We start from the raw sequence: 16,540 nt of genomic DNA on the forward strand, positions 1-16,540 counted from the left end.
TAGCTGGGGAACGTGTCAGGCCGAGGTGGTTCCTACCCATGTGGTCAATCCCACATGGGTAAGTGGCGACCTGCGGTAAACCTGACGTGGTCCTCACGCGTCGGCGTTGACGCGCGCGCGCATGGATTGATGCCATGGAGCGATCAACCGCGCACCTCGAAGCGAAGAACCGGGAGAGAGACGGCATGCTCAAGCAGCACCGCAGAGCGGTCACGTGGCTGCTCTCGCTGGCCTGCATAGCGGGGGCGGTCATCGCTCTGCTCGACATCGACACGCCTCTGCGGCCGTTCCTGATCTCCCTCTTCCTTCTGGTCGTGCCGGGCACCGCGGTCGTCGGCCTGTTGCGCGATCGTGATCCGCTTGCCGCACTATCGGTAGGAGCCGCCGCGAGCCTCGTGATCAACGTGCTGCTGGCCCAGGCCATGCTGCTGTTCGACGCGTGGTCACCCCGGGCGGGCGTGGCGACGGTCGCCGTGCTCGGCGGGTTCATGTACGTGCTTCGCGTGTTGTACCGGGGGAAGAACATGCAGACCGAACAGGGGGCCAGGGCAAGGTGAAGATCAGCGTCGTGCGCCCGCGCGAGCTTGGCGGGCCCGAGCGGGCACGATGGCGGGAGCTCCAGAAGGCCGACCCGAGTCTGGACAATCCGTTCCTGTCGGTGGAGTTCGCGCTCGCCATGGATCAATTGCGGGATTATGTACGGGTTGCGGTTATTGAGAACGAAGACCGTATTGTCGGATTTTTTCCTTATGAGCGACACAATTTCGGTATTGGTAAGCCTCTCGGCGGATTCCTGACTACTTGTCATGGTTTGATCGCTGCTCCCGATCTGCAGCTCGACGCCCGCGCGCTCCTGCGCGCGTGCAGGCTCACCGTGTACGACTTCGACCACCTGGTCGCCGGCCAGCCGACGTTCGCCCCGTACGAGAGCGACGTCCGCCCGGCGCCGGTCATGGACTTCACCACCGGCTTCGACAACTGGCTCGACCAGGTCAAGGCCAACTCCCCGAAGAATCTCAAGACTGTCCGCTACAAGGAGCGCAAGCTCGGCAGGGAACACGGCGGGCTCCGGCTCGCCTGGGCCTCCGATGACGAGTCCGAGCTTCGCACGCTCCTGTCCTGGAAGTCCGATCAGTACCGGCGCACCGGCAGGGTCGACAGGTTCGCCCAGCCGTGGATCGTCGAACTGACCGGTCTGATGCACGCCTCGAGGTCGCCCGACTTCTCCGGCGTGCTCACCATGTTGTACGCGGGAGACGTGCCTGTGGCCGGCCATTTCGGGCTGATGACGGCCACCACGCTCGTCGGCTGGTTCCCCGCGTACGACACCGAATACGCCCGATACTCCCCCGGCATCGTCCACCACATGCAGATGGCGGAGGCCGCGGCCAAGAGCGGCCTGCACATCATCGACATGGGCAAGGGCGGCAAGGAGTACAAGGACTGGCTCAAGAGCGGCACTCTCTACGTCGCCGAGGGGCGCGTGTCCAGGCCGACGCCGGCGGCGGCCGTCCACTGGATCGGCCGAACTCCTTTCAACAAGGCCCGAACTATCGTGCTGGATCGGCCGTCTCTCTATAAGGCAGCCGATCGAGTCCTCAAAGGATTCGGGCGGGTCCGCAGTACCGTCCAGCACGATCCGAACGCAGTACCGAAGGAAGTGCCGGGAGCGCCCTAGTGGCGGTCCGTCAGCACTTCAGCAGCACAACCCGAGCACCACCCGCACCTCACTGGACCGGCCGATGCACCACCTGTCTCGTCAGGCGTTCCCTCAGCACCGGGGAAACACTGGCGCCGGCACGCCGCGGCCGGTCCCGGAAGGATCAACTTCGCCATGAGTTCCGACACCGTCCAGCACAACGGCAAGAGCCACGTCATGCCCTTGCGTTCGATGCCGCCTATTGAGCGATTCACGCCGATCACGCCCCACTTGGCCATTTCACCCACAGTGAGTGTGGTAGTTCCGGCGATGAACGAGGCGGAGAACCTGCCCCATGTGTTCGCCACGCTGCCGCAGTGGATCGACGAGATCGTGCTCGTCGACGGCAACTCCGTCGACGACACGGTGGCCGTGGCGCGGCGCCTGCGGCCCAATGTCAAGATCGTCACGCAGACCGGGAAGGGCAAGGGCAACGCCCTCGCGGAGGGCTTCGCCGCCTGCACGGGCGACATCATCGTGATGATCGACGCCGACGGCTCGACGGACGGCCACGAGATCATCTCGTTCGTGGGCGCCCTCATGACCGGGGCCGACTTCGTGAAGGGCTCGCGCTACGCCTCCGGAGGCGGCAGCGACGACCTGACCTTCAGCCGCCGCTTCGGCAACAGGGTCCTCACCGGCATCGTCAACAAGATGTACGGCACCCAGTACACCGACCTCTGCTACGGCTACAACGCCTTCTGGTCGCGTCACCTCGACGTGCTCGACCTCGACTGCGACGGCTTCGAGGTCGAGACGCTGATGAACATCCGCGCCGCCAAGGGCGGGCTCAAGGTGCACGAGGTGCCCAGCCACGAGCGCGACCGCATCCACGGCGAGAGCAACCTGCACGTGGTACGCGACGGCCTGCGCGTGCTCAGGACGATCATGCGTGAGTGGCGTCGCCAGCCCGCGCCGCCCAGGCCCGAGCCGGCCGCCGCCCCAGCCGCGGACCGGGGTGTGGCGTAAGCGCTCGAACGCCTGAAGGAATCGTCGTGAACACGTCTGTCGTCATCTGCGTCTACACCGAGGACCGGTGGGAGGACATCAGGGAGGCCGTGGAGTCGGTGGAGCGCCAGACGCGCCCGCCCCGCGAGCTGATCCTGGTCGTCGACCACAACCCCGACCTGCACCTGAGACTCAAGCGCGCCTATCCACACGCGATCGTCGTGGAGAACTCGCACGAGCAGGGCCTGTCGGGCGGCAAGAACACCGGCGTGGCCATCGCCAACGGTGAGATCGTCGCGTTCCTCGACGACGACGCGGTCGCCGATCCCGGCTGGCTGGAGGCTTTGGAGGAGGGCTTCCAGGATCCGGGTGTCGTCGGCGTGGGCGGTCGCACCGAACCCATCTGGGCTTCAGGCCGGAGGCCGCGCTGGTTCCCGCACGAGTTCGACTGGACGGTCGGCTGCAGCTACCGGGGCATGCCCCAGGTGAAGGCGCCGATCCGCAACGTGATGGGAGGCAACGCGGCCTTCCTGCGCGAGGCGGTGTCCGAGGTGGGCGGCTTCCACAGCGGCATCGGCCGGAGCGTGCAGGGCCGCAAGAGCCGGCCGCTGGGCTGCGAGGAGACCGAGTTCTGCATCCGCCTGAGTCAGCGGAAGCCGGGCTCGGTCATGCTCTTCCAGCCCACGGCGGCGATCGGGCACAAGGTGTCAAGGCAGCGGGAGACGTTCGGCTACTTCCGCTCCCGCTGCTACGCGGAGGGCCTGTCGAAGGCCCTGGTGACCCAGGAGGTGGGCACCCAGGACGGGCTGTCCAGCGAGCGGGCGCACGCGATGAAGACGCTGCCGCTGGGCGCGCTGCGCGGTCTCGGCGAGGCGCTCAGAGGCGACCTCGGCGGCCTGGGCCGGGCCGGCGCGATCGTGGTCGGGCTGGCCTGGACCGCCTGGGGCTACCTGGTGGGCTCGATCCGGCTGAAGGGGGTGCGCTCGTGATCCGGGTGCCGATCCTGATGTACCACTCCGTCACCGACTCGCCCAACGAGGAGACCAAACCGCACTCGGTGCGCCCCTCCGACCTGGACGAGCAGCTCGCCTACCTGGCGGAGAGCGGCTTCACCCCGTTGACGCTGGGCGACCTGGTCGCCCGGCTCAACAAGATCAACGGCGTCGAGCTGCCCGGCAAGCCGATCGTGCTCACGTTCGACGACGGCTACGCCGACTTCCACACGAAGGCGCTGCCCCTGCTGGAGCGCCACGCGTTCCCCGCCACGGTCTTCCTGACCAGCGGGTGGGTGGCCGACGCGGGCAAGGACGCCGCTGGCAGGCCGCTGGACGACATGCTGAGCTGGACCCAGGCCCGCGAGGCCGCCCAGACCGGCATCGAGATCGGCGGTCACAGCCACAGCCACCCGCAGCTCGACCAGCTCCCGGGCGAGGAGCTGCGCCAGGAGCTGCGCCGCAACAAGGGCCTGCTCGAAGACAAGCTCGGCACTCCTGTGGCGACCATGGCCTACCCCTACGGCTACTCCAGCGCGCGGGTCCGCCGCGAGGTGCGCAAGGCCGGCTACTTCGCCGCCTGCGCGGTGAACAACACGATCGCGGCCGACGGCCACGACGTGCTCGCCATCCCGCGCCTGACCGTCGCCCGCCACACCACGATCAGCATGTTCAAGAAGGCCGTCGAGGGCACCGCCGTGCCCCTGATCTACCTGCGCGAACGCATCCTGACCAAGGGCTACGCCGTCGTCAGAAGGACGCGATACGGGCTGCAACGGGTTCGCGGCAATGTCTAGCCTCTGGCGGAAGGTGCTGAGCGACCTCCGCAACCCGCTCTTCCGCAACGGCTACGCGCTGATGGCCAACACCGGCATCACCGCGGTGCTCGGCATGGGCTACTGGCTGCTGGCGGCCCACTACTTCTCCGAGGAGGAGTTCGGCCGGGGCCAGGCGGTCATCACGCTGATGCGGCTGTTCGCGTCGCTGACCGCGCTCGGGCTGGTCGGGGCGCTGGCACGTTACCTGCCGATCGGCGGCCGGAGCACGCCGGGGCTCATCCTGCGCGGCTACGGGATCGCCGCCGCCACGGGCGTGACCGCCGCGATCGGCTTCCTGCTGACGCTGCCCCTGTGGGGCGACACCTACGCCGTGCTCGGCGGGTTCGGCCCCGGGCTGTTCTTCCTCGGCGCGGTCGCGGTCTGGGCCGTCTTCACGCTCCAGGACGTGGTGCTGACCGGGCTGCGCAACGCCGTCTGGGTCCCGGTCAACAGCATCGTGTTCGGCCTGATGAAGATGGGGCTGCTGGTCGCGCTCGCCGGGGCGCTGCCCGACGGCGGGATCTTCGTCTCCTGGATGGTGCCGACGGCGATCGCGCTGATCCCGATCAACTGGCTGATCTTCGGGGTGGTGGTGCCGCGGCACATGCGGCAGACCGCCGAGCGGCACCCGCACCCTCCAGGGCTGCGCGAGATCGGCAGGTTCCTGTCCGGCGACTTCCCCGGCACGCTCTCCGTCCTGGCGATCGTCTACCTGGTGCCGGTGGCCGTGGCCACCCAGGTGAGCGAGGCGACGTTCGGCCGCTTCTCGATGGCCCACACGCTGGGCTGCATGATCGAGCTGCTGGCCATGAACATGGCCGTGTCGCTGACCGTGGAGGGGTCCTTCGACCGGTCCCAGCTGGCGGTCAACTGCCGCAACGCGCTGCGCAGGGCCTTAATGATCATCGTGCCCATCATCGTGGTAGCCGTCGCCGCCGCCCCGCTCATCCTGCAGATCTTCGGTGACTCCTTCGCCGCCGAGGGGACGCTGCTGTTGCGGCTCATGGCGCTGGCCGTGCTGCCGCGCGTGCTGATCGAGATCTACCTGAGCGCGCTGCGCGCACAGGGCGAGGTACGGAAGCTGGCGTTCCTGCAGATCGGGCTCGCGGCGCTGGTGCTGACCTCGATCGCGGTGCTGTTCCCGTTCGCGAGCGTCGAAGCGGTGGGGTACGGCATGCTGATCAGCCAGAGTCTCATCGCATTGGTGATCTTCGGAAAACTACGTAAAATTCTCAGACCTGCCGACACTAGGCTGCTCAGCGTCGCTCAGGGGTCGCCCGGGGCCCCATGATGGTCACGTGAGGCAACGGGACGGCGATCGTATGACAGCGCGTTTCACCGGCTCTTCCGGCGTACGGGGGGACACGGGAGAGGAGTCAGAGGTGCCCTTCGATCCGGAGGCTACGGGGATCATCCCGCGGCTGGACCTCGATGCCGCCAAGGACCGAGCCGACACGCCCAAGCCCGCCGACGCGGACCAGCCCACCGACGGCTCGGCCGACGACCGCCCGTCCGACGAAGAGGCGGCCGAAGAGCCCCCCGCCGACGCCGAGCGGCCTGCCCGAGAGCGTCCCGCCGACGCCAAGGCGAGCGCTGAGCGGCGCACCGGAGCGCGTCCCGCCGACCTCAAGGCGGACGCCGAGCGGCCTGCCGGAGAGCGTGCCGCGGCTTCCTCCGGAGGCGACTCCGACGAGGACGAGCGCGGAGCGGAGCGGGACTCCGAGGACGTCAGCCAGACTCTGACCTTCCGCATCCCCGGCCCGCCGTCGGTCCACATCGGCCGCCCGCCGACCGCCGAAGAGGCCGCTGCCGCGGCCGCCCCACCACCCGCGTCCAAGGGCACCACCGCCTCCAAGGCGCAATCCGTACCCGAGAAGACCCGGTCCGCCCAGAAGGCCGTGCCCGAGACGGAGAAGACCCGTTCGGGCGAGAAGTCCGTACCCGAGGCAGAGAAGACCCGCTCGGGTGAAAAGGCAGTCCCCGAGGCGGAGACCCCCTCGGGTCAGAAGGCCGCACCCGAGACGGAGGCCCGCTCGGGCACGAAGGCCGTAGCCGAGGCAGAGGGGGCCCGCTCGGGCCAGAAGCCGGTGGGCGATGCGGCCAAGCCGAAGGCTGAGGGGGCGGCCCCCGCTGCCGCACCTGGGCAAGGGGACGCCGAGCCGGAGACGGCCACGCTGCCCAAGCTCAAGTTCGGCCCTTCGGCCAAGCCCACGGAGGACGTCTCCGGCACGACTCCGTTCCCCGCGCAGCAGGCCCGTAAGGACTCCGGCGCATCCACGGCCCCGCCGACCACGGACTTCACCTCCCCTTCGACCGGCGGAGTCTCACGACCGGCCGCCAAGGGCTCGCCGGCACCCACCGCTCGCGGGGGCAAGGCCACGGGAGGGGCGGGTGCCTCGGCGGCGTCCGCGCCCGCCAAGGGCAAGCCCGGGCAGCCGGGCGCGAAGGCGGAAGACGGCGGACAGGAGACCACGTCCCCACAGGACGCGGCGGCCACCCAAGCCCCGACCGGTCTCCAGAAAGACCCGGCGGCACCCCGGACTTCGACGGCTCTCCAGAAAGACCCGGCGACCGCCCAAACCCCGGCAGCTCTCCAAAAGGACCCCGCGGCACCCCAAACTCCGGCGGGTCTCCAGAAGGACCCGGCGGCACCCCAAACTCCGGCGGGTCCCCGGAAGGACCCCGCGGCGCCCCAAGCTCCGAAGGCTCTCCAGAAAGATCCAGCGGCACCTCAGGGTCCGGCGGGTCTCCATAAAGACCCGGCCGAAGCTCCGGCGGCCTCCAAGCAGGGCGCGGCGGCCGCGCAAACCGGGACCGCGGTGCGGCAGAAGCCGGTCGCGACGCCAGGCATCGCGGGCGAGCAGGGAGGGCGCTGGGCGAGGTTGCTGGCCAGCGCGCCCAGGTGGCTGCCTGTGCTGCTGGTGCTCGAAGGTCTGGTCATGTACGTGCTGGCGGTCAAGGCGCCGCCCGGCCCGTACTGGGGTGTCGACCCCGAGGAGATCAACGGCCTCGGCCTGATCTCGGCGCTGCCCGTCACCGCGTTCGCGGCCATCCTCATCATGGTCGTGTCGTTCTTCGTCACGGTCGCCCAGAGCACCGACCGCAAGTTCCTGCTGTTGTTCCAGATCGCGGCCATCACGTTCGCCCTGCACGGCGTGGGCGCGCTGGTGGCCGAGGAACCCAGGTTCCCGACCGCGTACATCCATGCCGGTTTCGTGGAGTTCATCGGCAGGACCGGCGAGACGGCCATCAACATCGACGCCCGCATGGGCTGGCCGGGCTTCTTCGCGCTGTTCGCGTTCGTCACGAAGGCGGCCGGGATCGAGGACCTGACGCCGATACTCAACTGGTCGCCGCTGCTGTCCAACCTGCTCTACCTGCTGCCGTTCGTGCTCATCCTGCGCCAGGTGGTGGCGACCACGCGGGCGCGCTGGTTCGCGGCGCTGCTGTTCATCCTGGTCCAGTGGATCGGGCAGGACTACTTCTCGCCGCAGGGCTTCACGTTCGCCCTCTATCTGGTGTTCGTGGCGATCCTGCTGCGCTGGTTCGGGCGGGTGGAGCCGCGCACCAAGCCGATCCCGCCGAAGGGGCTGCGCAGGCTGCTGGCCCGCCTGGACGCGATGACGCCGGGCGAGCTGGCCAACACCGGCATGTTCCGGGCCGACAAGCTGCTCATGCTCATGCTGCTGCTGGCCCTGTTCGTGGCCGCGACGGCGTCCCACCAGATCACGCCGTTCATGATGCTCGGCGTGCTGACGGCGTTCCTGCTGTTCAAGCGGACCTCGCTGACGTGGGGGCTGCCGTTCTTCCTCGGCCTGGTGGTGCTGACCTGGATCAGCTACATGGCCGTCGGCTTCTGGGTCGGCCAGATCGACACGATCTTCGGCGGGCTCGGCCGAGTGCTCGACAACCTGCAGACCAACACGGGCGACCGGATCGAGGGCACCGACGCGCTGCACGCCCTGGTGCTGCAGGCGCGGCTGGGCATCCTGGTGGTGATCCTGGCGCTGGCGGCGGTGGGCCTGTTCAGGCGGCTGCACCGGGGCGTGTTCGACCGGGCGGCGCTCATCCTGCTCTGCGTGCCGGCGCTGGCGCTGGCGATGCAGAGCTACGGCGGCGAGATGGGGCTGCGCATCTACATGTTCGCGCTGCCCGGCGCGTGCCTGCTGGCCGCGTACGCGTTCTTCCCCAACATGCCGGCCGACAGCGCCGACGTGCGCGAGGAGACCGTCCCGCTGCGCAAGCGGAACGTGCGCTTCAACCCCGACCTGACGAGGAAGATCTCGCTGGTGCTGGCCGCGTGCATGGCGGTGGCGTTCGCGGGCGCCTTCCTGGTCGCCCGCTACGGCAACGAGAAGTTCGAGCGGGTGACCTCGGGCGAGGTCGCGGCCATGCACCACGTGTACGAGCACGACAAGCCGAGCGCCCGGGTGGTCTACCTGGTGCCGAAGCTGGGCCCGGAGGTCACGCCCACGCTGCCGTGGGGCGAGCGCGACATCGAGCTGGTCAACTTCGCCGGCCAGGCGCAGGTGTTCAAGGACCCGACGAACATCACCGGGGTGATCGACTCGCTGAAGCCCGGCCCCGAGAGCCCGCGCAACACCTACGTGGTGGTCAGCCGCGGCCAGGTCAGCTACCTGCAGCTCAACGAGGGCTTCCCGGAGGGCTGGGGCGAGAAGTTCCGGGCCGCGCTGGACGCCGCGCCGGAGCTGAAGAGGGTCTTCTCCAACGACGACGCCGCTCTCTACACGTGGGGCAAGTTCGTGCGCGGCACGGAGATCCCCGATCCTCGCCCGTACAAGGTGCAGGGGGAGCCCACCTCGCCGTGGACGCCGGTCGGCATCGGGGCGCTGGCCGTGACCTGGATCGCGCTGTTCGGCTACGAGGTGATCAGGCTCAACGGCCCCCGCCGGGCGCCACGCGCCCGCCGCTGGATGCTGGCGGTGGCCATCCCGGCCTTCGCGGTGGCGCTCGGGGTGATCGTGGAGCGGTTCGTCTACATCGCGGGCCTCAACTGACGTCAGGCGGGGCCGCGGCCGCTCCACTGGATCTCGTACGGCTGGAGCGTGACCTGCTTGCCGTCGACGGTGGCGGTCACGGCGGTGTCGGCGGTGTTGACCATGACGACCTGGCGTTCCTGGGCCAGGACGCGAATCCGCTTGTCGGAGGACTGGACCTGCACCAGCTGCGCGTGGGCGGGGAACCACTTGGTGAAGCCGCTGAGCAGGCCGGCCATGGGCATCTCCTCGCCGGTGCCGGACCGCCACAGGCAGCCGGCGCACTCGCCGCGGCCCCTGGTCTGCGGGTTCCAGTAGAGAGCCGTGGAGACGCCGCTCTTGGCGAACTCCATGAGGGCCGTGGCCTGGACGGCGGTCCGCTTGTCCTCGGTCCAGCCGGAGTCGTCGGGCTCGACGTACCACTCGGCCCACCAGACCGGCAGGTCGCCGCTCTTCTGCCTGAGCCAGGTGCTGATCGCGCTGAACTTCTCGGTGGCCGCGAAGTCGTCGGGGACGTTGCCGCCGTCGGTGGTCATGGTGGCGCCGTCGACGACGATGAAGTCGGCGCCCTTCTTGTGCTCGATCCAGTACTCGATCGCGTCCAGCGCCCGCTGGTCGACGCTGCCGTACGTGCCCTTCAGCTCGGACGGCCTGTCGGCCTTGGAGCTCTCGATCGGCACGTAGGGGCCGCCGACCTTGATCTTCGGGTTGACCTTCTTGAGCGCGTCGTAGACCTTGTTGTAGAGCTCGGTGTAGCCCTCGGCGTCCCACCGGTTGGTGCTGGCGTTCCAGAAGCCCTTGAACTCGTTCCACACCATGTAGTACTCGACCGTCGGATACTGCTTGGCGACCCGGGCGGCGAGCTTGGCGTAGTCGTCGAAGTGTTCGGGCTTGACCGCGACCGTGTGGTTCTTCGACCAGTCGGTGCGGCCCGCCTGGCCGCCCTTCATCCAGTCGGGCGCGCAGCACAGCGTGATCACGGGGATGGACCGCGAGGACGCCATGAACTTCAGCCGCCTGTTGAGGTCGACGAAGTTGTACTGGCCGGGGCTCGGCTCGGGGTTGCCGGCGCCCCAGCCCATGATGTGCTGGTTCTGCAGCATCGGGACCCGGCCGAGGATCCCCCTGGCCGCCTCCCGGGCCACGCGGTCCTCGTTGTCGGCGCTGTATTGGGTGTGGGTGATGCCCCAGCGCGGCCAGTCGTCCACCGCCGGGGGCGGGTCGAGCTCGGGCGCGGGCTCGGCGGGCGCGGATGAGGCGATCTCGCCGCCGACGTAACTCGTGGGCCCGTCGTCCGGCTCCGAGCGCAGGCCGGCGTAGGTCAGGATGCCCGCGACCAGCAGGACCGCGACGACCCCCGCCCCGACGGCCAGCGGCCATGGCGACCGTTTGCGGGCATGCCTGCCGTCCGTCGGAATCACCCTGAACCCACCCCTTCACGAACGTTCCAAACAAGGCCGAGCGCCAGGACCTCGACCTTGTTCACCGTAACCGTCCGGGTTGCGAGTGGCTTGCGAACGGTCAGGACGATGGTGGCCGCTGGCCGCTCGCGGGTCCAGGAACCCCTGCATAACGGTACGGCACCGGTTGCCTACCCGGCTGCACCACGAGCAAGCTGCCGGTGTCGTCGGCGTAAAAAGCCGATTCCACGGCGGCCGCCACCTCGTCGGCCTCCAGCAAGGGGAATCCGGCGCTGATGAACAGCTCGCGCGCCTGGGCCACCAGCGGGGTGTCGGTGAAGCCGGGGCAGACGGCGGAGATGCGGATGTGCTCCTTGGCCAGCGGCGGGGCGAGGGCGCGGACGAGGCCGACGACGGCGTGCTTGGTCATCGTGTAGATCGGGTCGCCGTCGTAGCCGACCAGCCCGGCCAGCGACGCGGTGACCACGATGGCGCCGCCGCCGGAGCGCCGCAGCAGCGGCAGGGCGGCGGTCACGCCGAAGACCACGCCGTCCACGTTCACCCCGACGGTCCTGCGGTACTGGGCCAGGTCGAAGGCGTTCAGGTCGACGCCGCTGGAGATGCCGGCGTTGAGGTGGACCAGGTCGAGCCGGCCGTAGGCGCTCTCGGCCAGTTCGACGGCCTGCCTGGACGCCTCCTCGGTGCGCACGTCGGCGGCCAGGGCGACGCCGCCGACCTCCTTGGCGAGCCGCTCGGCGCCGTCGCCGTCGAGGTCGACCAGGACGCACCTGGCGCCTCCCGTCGACAGGCGGCGGGCCACCGCGGCGCCGATGCCGCTCGCCGCTCCGGTGATCAGTGCAGCAGTGCTCATGACGCTCCTCAGGGCGGTGGGTGTGACTGGCGTCGGGTCAGGCGTGGCCGGCGGTCAGGACGGGCCGAGCATGCGGTGCGCGCGGGCGATCAGGGTGGGCACGGCGCCGCCGATGCGCTCGAACCCCTCCCCCACGGTCTTACCCTGGCGGAAGCGGGCGTGGATACCCTCCACGATGACCGCGAGCTTGAAGTTGCCGAGCGCGACGTAGAAGCCCAGTTCGGCGGTGTCGCGGCCGGAGACCTTCGCGTAGTGGGCGGCGAACTCGGCGGCGTTCAGGAAGCCGGGCGCGGCCGTCACGTCCCCGGCGACCGGGATCCCGGCCCGTTCCTCGTCCCCGGCGTCCTGCCAGTACGTGAGCGTGAGCCCGAGGTCGGCGAGGGGGTCGCCGAGGGTCGACATCTCCCAGTCGACGACCGCGCGGATCTCCGGCTCCGGGCCGAGCCGCACCAGCGTGTTGTCGAGCCGGTAGTCGCCGTGCACGAGCGTGCCGTCCGAGTGTGCGGGCAGCCTCCGGCGCAGCCGCTCCGCCAGGCGGTCGAAGTCGGGCCGTTCCTCCGTCTTCGACCGCTCCCACTGCTTGCACCAGCGCTCGACCTGCCGGGCCAGGTAGCCGTCGGGACGGCCGAAGCCGTCCAGCCCCGCCTCCCGGTAGTCGACGGCGTGGATGGCGGCCAGCACCTCGGCCAGCCGCTCGCTCAGCCTCCTGGTCCCCTCCGGCGGCAGGTCGCCGAGTTCCTCCCGGCCGCGCACGGCGGCGCCTTCCACGTACTCCATGAGGTAGAACGGCGCGCCGATGACGTCCTCGTCCGCGCAGAACGCGACCGGGCCGGGCACGGGCACCGGGGTCGGCGCCAGCGCGGAGATGACGCGCCACTCGCGTGCCATGTCGTGCGCGGTGGGCAGCACGTGGCCGAGCGGGGGCCGGCGCAGCACCACGCGGCGTTCGCCGGTCTCGATGAGGTAGGTCAGGTTGGACCTGCCCCCGGAGATGAGCGAGACGGACAGCGGCTCACCGGCGTCGGGCGCGTGGCGGCCCATCCAGGCGAACAGCCGGGGCCGGTCGATCCCAGGTACGGTCATGGTCTGATATTAGAACGTTATTCGGTTCTGAAAACCACCTGGGAGTTGCGTAACGTTCCGCACCTGCGAGAACAGGCGACACACCGATCCTTTAAGCTGAGTTTCCACATGTCTGCCGCCCCGAGGCATGTCGACAGTAGGAGCCCAGTGCAGGTCACCCTCGCTCATCCCAGAGAGCTGGGAGACGCCGAAATCAGCCGCTGGCGTGCTTTGCAGGAAAGCGACACGGCGTTCGACAACCCCTTCCTGTCTCCGGAGTTCACGCTCACCGTCGGTGAGCTGCGCGACGCCGTGCGGGTCGCGGTGATCCACGACGGGCCGGAGATCGTCGGATTCTTCCCGTTCGAGCGACACCCGCTGGGCATCGGCAAACCTGTGGCCGCGGGTCTGACCGACGCCCAGGGCATGATCTACGCCAAGGACCTCGAGATCGACCCGTTCAAGCTGCTGCGCAAGTGCGGGCTCAGCGTCTACGAGTTCGACCACCTGGTGATCGGGCAGCCCCTGCTGGGCGCCACCTACGAGACCTATCCGTCGCCGGTCATCGACCTGAGCGACGGCTACGGCCCCTACACCGAGTTCCTGCGGGCCAACTCCGGCAAGACCTACAAGACGACGCTGGCCAAGGAGCGCAAGCTCGGGCGCGAGGCCGGTGAGGTGCGCCACGAGTTCGCGATCACCGACCCGGGACCGCTCCACACGCTGCTCAACTGGAAGACCGACCAGTACCGCCGCACCGGCCGCACCGACCGGTTCTCCCACCGGTGGATCGTCGAGCTGGTGGAGCGGCTGCAGGCGACCCGCGGCGAGAGCTTCGCCGGCGTGCTCGACATGGTCTACGTCGGCGACCGGCCGGTGGCCGGCCACTTCGGCGTCCGCACCCGCACCACCCTGGCCGGCTGGTTCCCCGCCTACGACACCGCCTTCGCCAAGTACTCCCCCGGCCTCATCCAGCACCTGGCGATGGCCGAGAAGGCCGCCGCCGCCGGCATCGAGCTGATCGACATGGGCCGGGGCGCCAAGGAGTACAAGGAGAAGCTCAAGACCGGCGAGCTCTCCGTCGCGGAGGGCCGGCTCGCCAGGCCCGGCCTCCCGGCCGGCGTCCACTGGATGATGCGGGTGCCCGCGCGCAGGGCCAGGGCCACCGTGCTGGCCCATCCGGTGCTCCACAGGACCGCGGACAAGGCGCTGAAGACCTACGGCCGGTTGCGGGCCAGGATGGCCGGATGAGGTTCCTGGAGGAGCGCACCGGCCGCCACTGCCTGCTCCTCCCCTCCAACCGGCTCGGTCTCTACCTGGCGCTGCGCCACTGGTGCTCGCCCGGCCAGCGGTTGCTCATGTCGCCGGTCTCCGCCGACGAGATCCTCTTCCTGGTGCTCGCCGCCGGCCTGTGCCCGGTGATCGCGCCGCTGTCGCCGCGCGACGGCAACATCGACGTCGCCCGCGCCGACCTCTCCTCCGTGGACGCGGTCCTGACGACCAATCTGTACGGGCTGCCCGACCAGGTGACGGCGTTCACCGGGAAGGTGCTCGTCGAGGACGTGGCCCACGCGATGGAGACCTCGGTCGGCGGCCGGCCGCTCGGCACGTTCGGCCTGGCCGGGGTGTTCAGCCTGGGCAAGCACGCCGCCGCCGGCTCGGGCGGGGTGCTGGCCGTGGCGGAACGCGCCGACCTGAAGTCGCTGGAGCAGGCCCGCGACGCCCTGCTGCGGCCGGGGTCGCTGCGCGCGGAGCTGTTCGCCGTGGCCACCTCGATGGCCCGCCAGGCGGCGCTCCGGCTCGACCTGGTGCGCCCGGCGCTGTGGCTGATGCGGGCGCTGGGCCTGCAGGAGGAGCGCGAGGGCTACCGCATCGCGCTGATGGCCCGCGAGCTGGCCGAGGCGCTGCCGCGGGCGCCCTCGCTGCCGTCGTTCGACCCGTGGGTCCGGGCCGACCTGCACGACTACCGCGCCGCCAGGGGCCGGGTGTCCCGGTGGTACCAGATCAGGCGGGTGGCCAAGGTGCCGCGCGAACGCGAGCGCAGGCTGGCCGGGGTCGCCCTGCTCGCGTCGTTGCCGATCGCCGCCCCCGCCGTGCGCGACCACCTCGACCAGCCGTTGTTCAGGGTGCCGCTGCTGGTGCGCGACCGCGACGCCGCCATCGCCGAGCTGGAGCGGCGCGGGGTGGCGACCGGCTATCTCTACGACCCGCCGTACGACGACTACGCGCCGGGTCTCACCAAGCCCTCGCCCGACCCGACGCCGGCCCGCTGGTGGGCCCGGCACGTGCTGCCGGTCGACCCGCTGTACGCGCGCCGGGCGCTGCCGCTGCTGCGCGAGCTGGAGGCCGCCCCGGCGTTCAGCCTTCCCTGATCAGCTCGGCCAGGATCTGGCAGCCCCGCCGCACCTGCGCGAGCGAGGCGGAACCGTACCCGATGACCAGGCCGTGCACCCGCTCGACCCCGTGATGATGGCGTTCGGCCGTGTCGAGCAGCACCCCTCGCTCCGCGGCACGTTCCATGACGCGGGGGGCCAGCCCCGGCGGCAGCTCGGCCAGCACGTGCAGCCCGGCCGTGTCGCCGCGCAGGCGGCAGACCGGGCCCAGCGACTCCACCACCACGGCGCGCCTGCGCGCGTACTCCAGGCGCATCCTGCGCAGGTGGCGGTCGAGGTCGCCGCGCTCCAGCAGGGTCGCCACCGCCTGCTGCACCGGCCCGCTGGTGCGGTCGGAGACGGCGCGGCGGATGGCGGCGATCCTGTCGAGCAGTTCGGGCGTGCCGACCAGCCAGCCGACCCCGACGTCCGGCGCCAGCGACTTCGAGAGCGTGCCGAGCAGCACCACCCGCGACGGGTCGAGGCCGTAGAGGGCGGGCAGCGGGGCGACGTCGTAGCGGAACTCGGCGTCGTAGTCGTCCTCCACCACCGTGGCACCGGTGCGCCTGGCCCACGCCAGCAGCCGCTCGCGGCGCGGGATCGGCAGGCGCCCGCCCAGCGGGTACTGGTGGGCGGGAGTGGTGTAGAGCACGCGCAGCCCGGCGGGCAGGTCGTCGACGATCACGCCGTCCTCGTCCACGGGGCAGGCCACCACCTCCGCTCCCCTGGCGGCGAACACCGTGCGGGCCACGTGGTAGCCCGGGTCCTCGACGCCCGCGCGGGTGCCCGCGCCGAGCAGCGCCTGCGCGCACAGGTCGAGGCCGTTGCCGGTGCCGCGGGTGACCAGGATGTTCTCCGGCCCGACGGCCACCGCCCTGGCCCTGCGCAGGTGATCGGCGAGGAGCTCCCTGAGCCTGGGCAGGCCGTAGGGGTCGGGATAGTCGCCCGGCGGCAGGTCGGCGGCCTTGCGCCAGGCCCGCTTCCAGGCGGCCACGTCGTAGTCGCGCACCCAGGGGCGGCCGGGCGACAGGTTGATCACGTGGTCGCCCGGCACCGCCCGCCGCGCCATCTTCGGGGCGGGCGCCTGCGCGGCGGCGGCCCCGTTGGCGCCGGGTGGTGTCTCCATCGAGGCCACGAACGTGCCGGAGCCGTGTCGCCCCTCCAGCCAGCCCTCGGCGTAGAGCTGCTGGTAGGCCTCGGTCACCACGGTGCGGCTGACCCCGAGCTGGGCGGCCAGCCCGCGCGAGGACGGCAGCCGCTCGCCGGTCGCGAGCGCGCCCGAGAGCATGGCGTCGCGCAGCCGGCCCGTGAGCTGGACGGTCAGCGGCACGTCGGACTCCCTGGACAGGGAGATCGGGAGGTCGACGAGGGCGCGCAAGTG

Annotated in this window: 13 protein-coding genes; 9 read left to right on the forward strand and 4 right to left on the reverse strand. The window is 70.4% G+C overall.

The genetic code is table 11. From position 1 onward, the window contains the following. Nucleotides 1–134 precede the first annotated feature (134 nt). From ACIBF7_RS30875 to ACIBF7_RS30905, 7 genes are all read left to right on the forward strand, one after another. Complete coding sequence (locus ACIBF7_RS30875) at nucleotides 135–557, forward strand: hypothetical protein (protein ID WP_246639421.1); 423 nt, start codon at nucleotides 135–137, stop codon at nucleotides 555–557. Beyond that, nucleotides 554–1,678, forward strand: coding sequence for a GNAT family N-acetyltransferase (locus ACIBF7_RS30880; protein WP_148029650.1), 1,125 nt, complete (start codon nucleotides 554–556; stop codon nucleotides 1,676–1,678). The genes ACIBF7_RS30875 and ACIBF7_RS30880 overlap by 4 nt, the downstream gene beginning before the upstream one ends. A gap of 213 nt (nucleotides 1,679–1,891) precedes the next feature. Further along, nucleotides 1,892–2,668: a glycosyltransferase family 2 protein gene (locus ACIBF7_RS30885; RefSeq protein WP_271277191.1), complete on the forward strand. Its 777-nt coding sequence runs from the start codon at nucleotides 1,892–1,894 to the stop codon at nucleotides 2,666–2,668. 26 nt (nucleotides 2,669–2,694) lie between these two features. After that, nucleotides 2,695–3,636 carry a glycosyltransferase family 2 protein gene (locus tag ACIBF7_RS30890; protein WP_219543811.1) on the forward strand — a complete coding sequence of 314 codons (942 nt, stop codon included), beginning with the start codon at nucleotides 2,695–2,697 and terminating at the stop codon, nucleotides 3,634–3,636. After that, the gene (locus tag ACIBF7_RS30895) at nucleotides 3,633–4,436 is read left to right on the forward strand and encodes a polysaccharide deacetylase family protein (protein ID WP_148029647.1); all 804 of its coding nucleotides are present in this window, start codon (nucleotides 3,633–3,635) and stop codon (nucleotides 4,434–4,436) included. Before ACIBF7_RS30890 ends, ACIBF7_RS30895 begins: the two co-directional genes overlap by 4 nt. Nucleotides 4,437–4,449: 13 nt before the next feature. Further along, nucleotides 4,450–5,748 carry a lipopolysaccharide biosynthesis protein gene (locus tag ACIBF7_RS30900; RefSeq protein WP_148029646.1) on the forward strand — a complete coding sequence of 433 codons (1,299 nt, stop codon included), beginning with the start codon at nucleotides 4,450–4,452 and terminating at the stop codon, nucleotides 5,746–5,748. Between the two features lie 91 nt (nucleotides 5,749–5,839). Next, on the forward strand, nucleotides 5,840–9,475 hold the full coding sequence (locus ACIBF7_RS30905; RefSeq protein ID WP_397198736.1) for a hypothetical protein: 3,636 nt from the start codon (nucleotides 5,840–5,842) through the stop codon (nucleotides 9,473–9,475). Between the two features lie 2 nt (nucleotides 9,476–9,477). On the opposite strand, the gene ACIBF7_RS30910 is transcribed toward ACIBF7_RS30905, so the two are convergent. The 3 genes from ACIBF7_RS30910 to ACIBF7_RS30920 all read right to left on the reverse strand — a co-directional run bounded on the left by ACIBF7_RS30910 (nucleotide 9,478) and on the right by ACIBF7_RS30920 (nucleotide 12,808). After that, nucleotides 9,478–10,875, reverse strand: coding sequence for a xylan 1,4-beta-xylosidase (locus ACIBF7_RS30910; protein WP_148029644.1), 1,398 nt, complete (start codon nucleotides 10,873–10,875; stop codon nucleotides 9,478–9,480). Nucleotides 10,876–10,975: 100 nt separating this feature from the next. Beyond that, nucleotides 10,976–11,725, reverse strand: a complete 750-nt coding sequence (locus tag ACIBF7_RS30915; protein ID WP_397198737.1) for an SDR family oxidoreductase — start codon at nucleotides 11,723–11,725, stop codon at nucleotides 10,976–10,978. Between the two features lie 54 nt (nucleotides 11,726–11,779). Further along, nucleotides 11,780–12,808 (reverse strand): phosphotransferase family protein, encoded by a 1,029-nt coding sequence (locus tag ACIBF7_RS30920; protein ID WP_364231261.1) that lies wholly within the window; start codon nucleotides 12,806–12,808, stop codon nucleotides 11,780–11,782. A 147-nt stretch (nucleotides 12,809–12,955) separates the two neighbouring features. On the opposite strand from ACIBF7_RS30920, the gene ACIBF7_RS30925 reads away from it, so the two are divergent. Both ACIBF7_RS30925 and ACIBF7_RS30930 read left to right on the forward strand, forming a co-directional pair. After that, nucleotides 12,956–14,038 carry a GNAT family N-acetyltransferase gene (locus ACIBF7_RS30925; RefSeq protein ID WP_261808347.1) on the forward strand — a complete coding sequence of 361 codons (1,083 nt, stop codon included), beginning with the start codon at nucleotides 12,956–12,958 and terminating at the stop codon, nucleotides 14,036–14,038. Then, entirely contained in the window at nucleotides 14,035–15,159 is a 1,125-nt protein-coding gene (locus ACIBF7_RS30930; RefSeq protein WP_364231258.1) for a DegT/DnrJ/EryC1/StrS family aminotransferase, read from the forward strand. The genes ACIBF7_RS30925 and ACIBF7_RS30930 overlap by 4 nt, the downstream gene beginning before the upstream one ends. Here ACIBF7_RS30930 and ACIBF7_RS30935 read toward each other — a convergent pair. After that, nucleotides 15,146–16,537 carry a PLP-dependent aminotransferase family protein gene (locus ACIBF7_RS30935; protein ID WP_397198738.1) on the reverse strand — a complete coding sequence of 464 codons (1,392 nt, stop codon included), beginning with the start codon at nucleotides 16,535–16,537 and terminating at the stop codon, nucleotides 15,146–15,148. The genes ACIBF7_RS30930 and ACIBF7_RS30935 overlap by 14 nt on opposite strands. Nucleotides 16,538–16,540 lie beyond the last annotated feature (3 nt).

The sequence above is a fragment of the Nonomuraea sp. NPDC050478 genome, from assembly GCF_044458265.1.
Classification (GTDB): domain Bacteria; phylum Actinomycetota; class Actinomycetes; order Streptosporangiales; family Streptosporangiaceae; genus Nonomuraea; species Nonomuraea ferruginea.

What these genes read in the sequence shown, in the direction of transcription:
- ACIBF7_RS30875 (WP_246639421.1), top strand. Translation starts at nt 135, where the DNA reads ATGGAGCGATCAACCGCGCACCTCGAAGCGAAGAACCGGGAGAGAGAC.
- ACIBF7_RS30885 (WP_271277191.1), top strand. Translation starts at nt 1,892, where the DNA reads ATGCCGCCTATTGAGCGATTCACGCCGATCACGCCCCACTTGGCCATT.
- ACIBF7_RS30915 (WP_397198737.1), bottom strand. Translation starts at nt 11,725, where the DNA reads ATGAGCACTGCTGCACTGATCACCGGAGCGGCGAGCGGCATCGGCGCC.
- ACIBF7_RS30920 (WP_364231261.1), bottom strand. Translation starts at nt 12,808, where the DNA reads ATGACCGTACCTGGGATCGACCGGCCCCGGCTGTTCGCCTGGATGGGC.
- ACIBF7_RS30930 (WP_364231258.1), top strand. Translation starts at nt 14,035, where the DNA reads ATGAGGTTCCTGGAGGAGCGCACCGGCCGCCACTGCCTGCTCCTCCCC.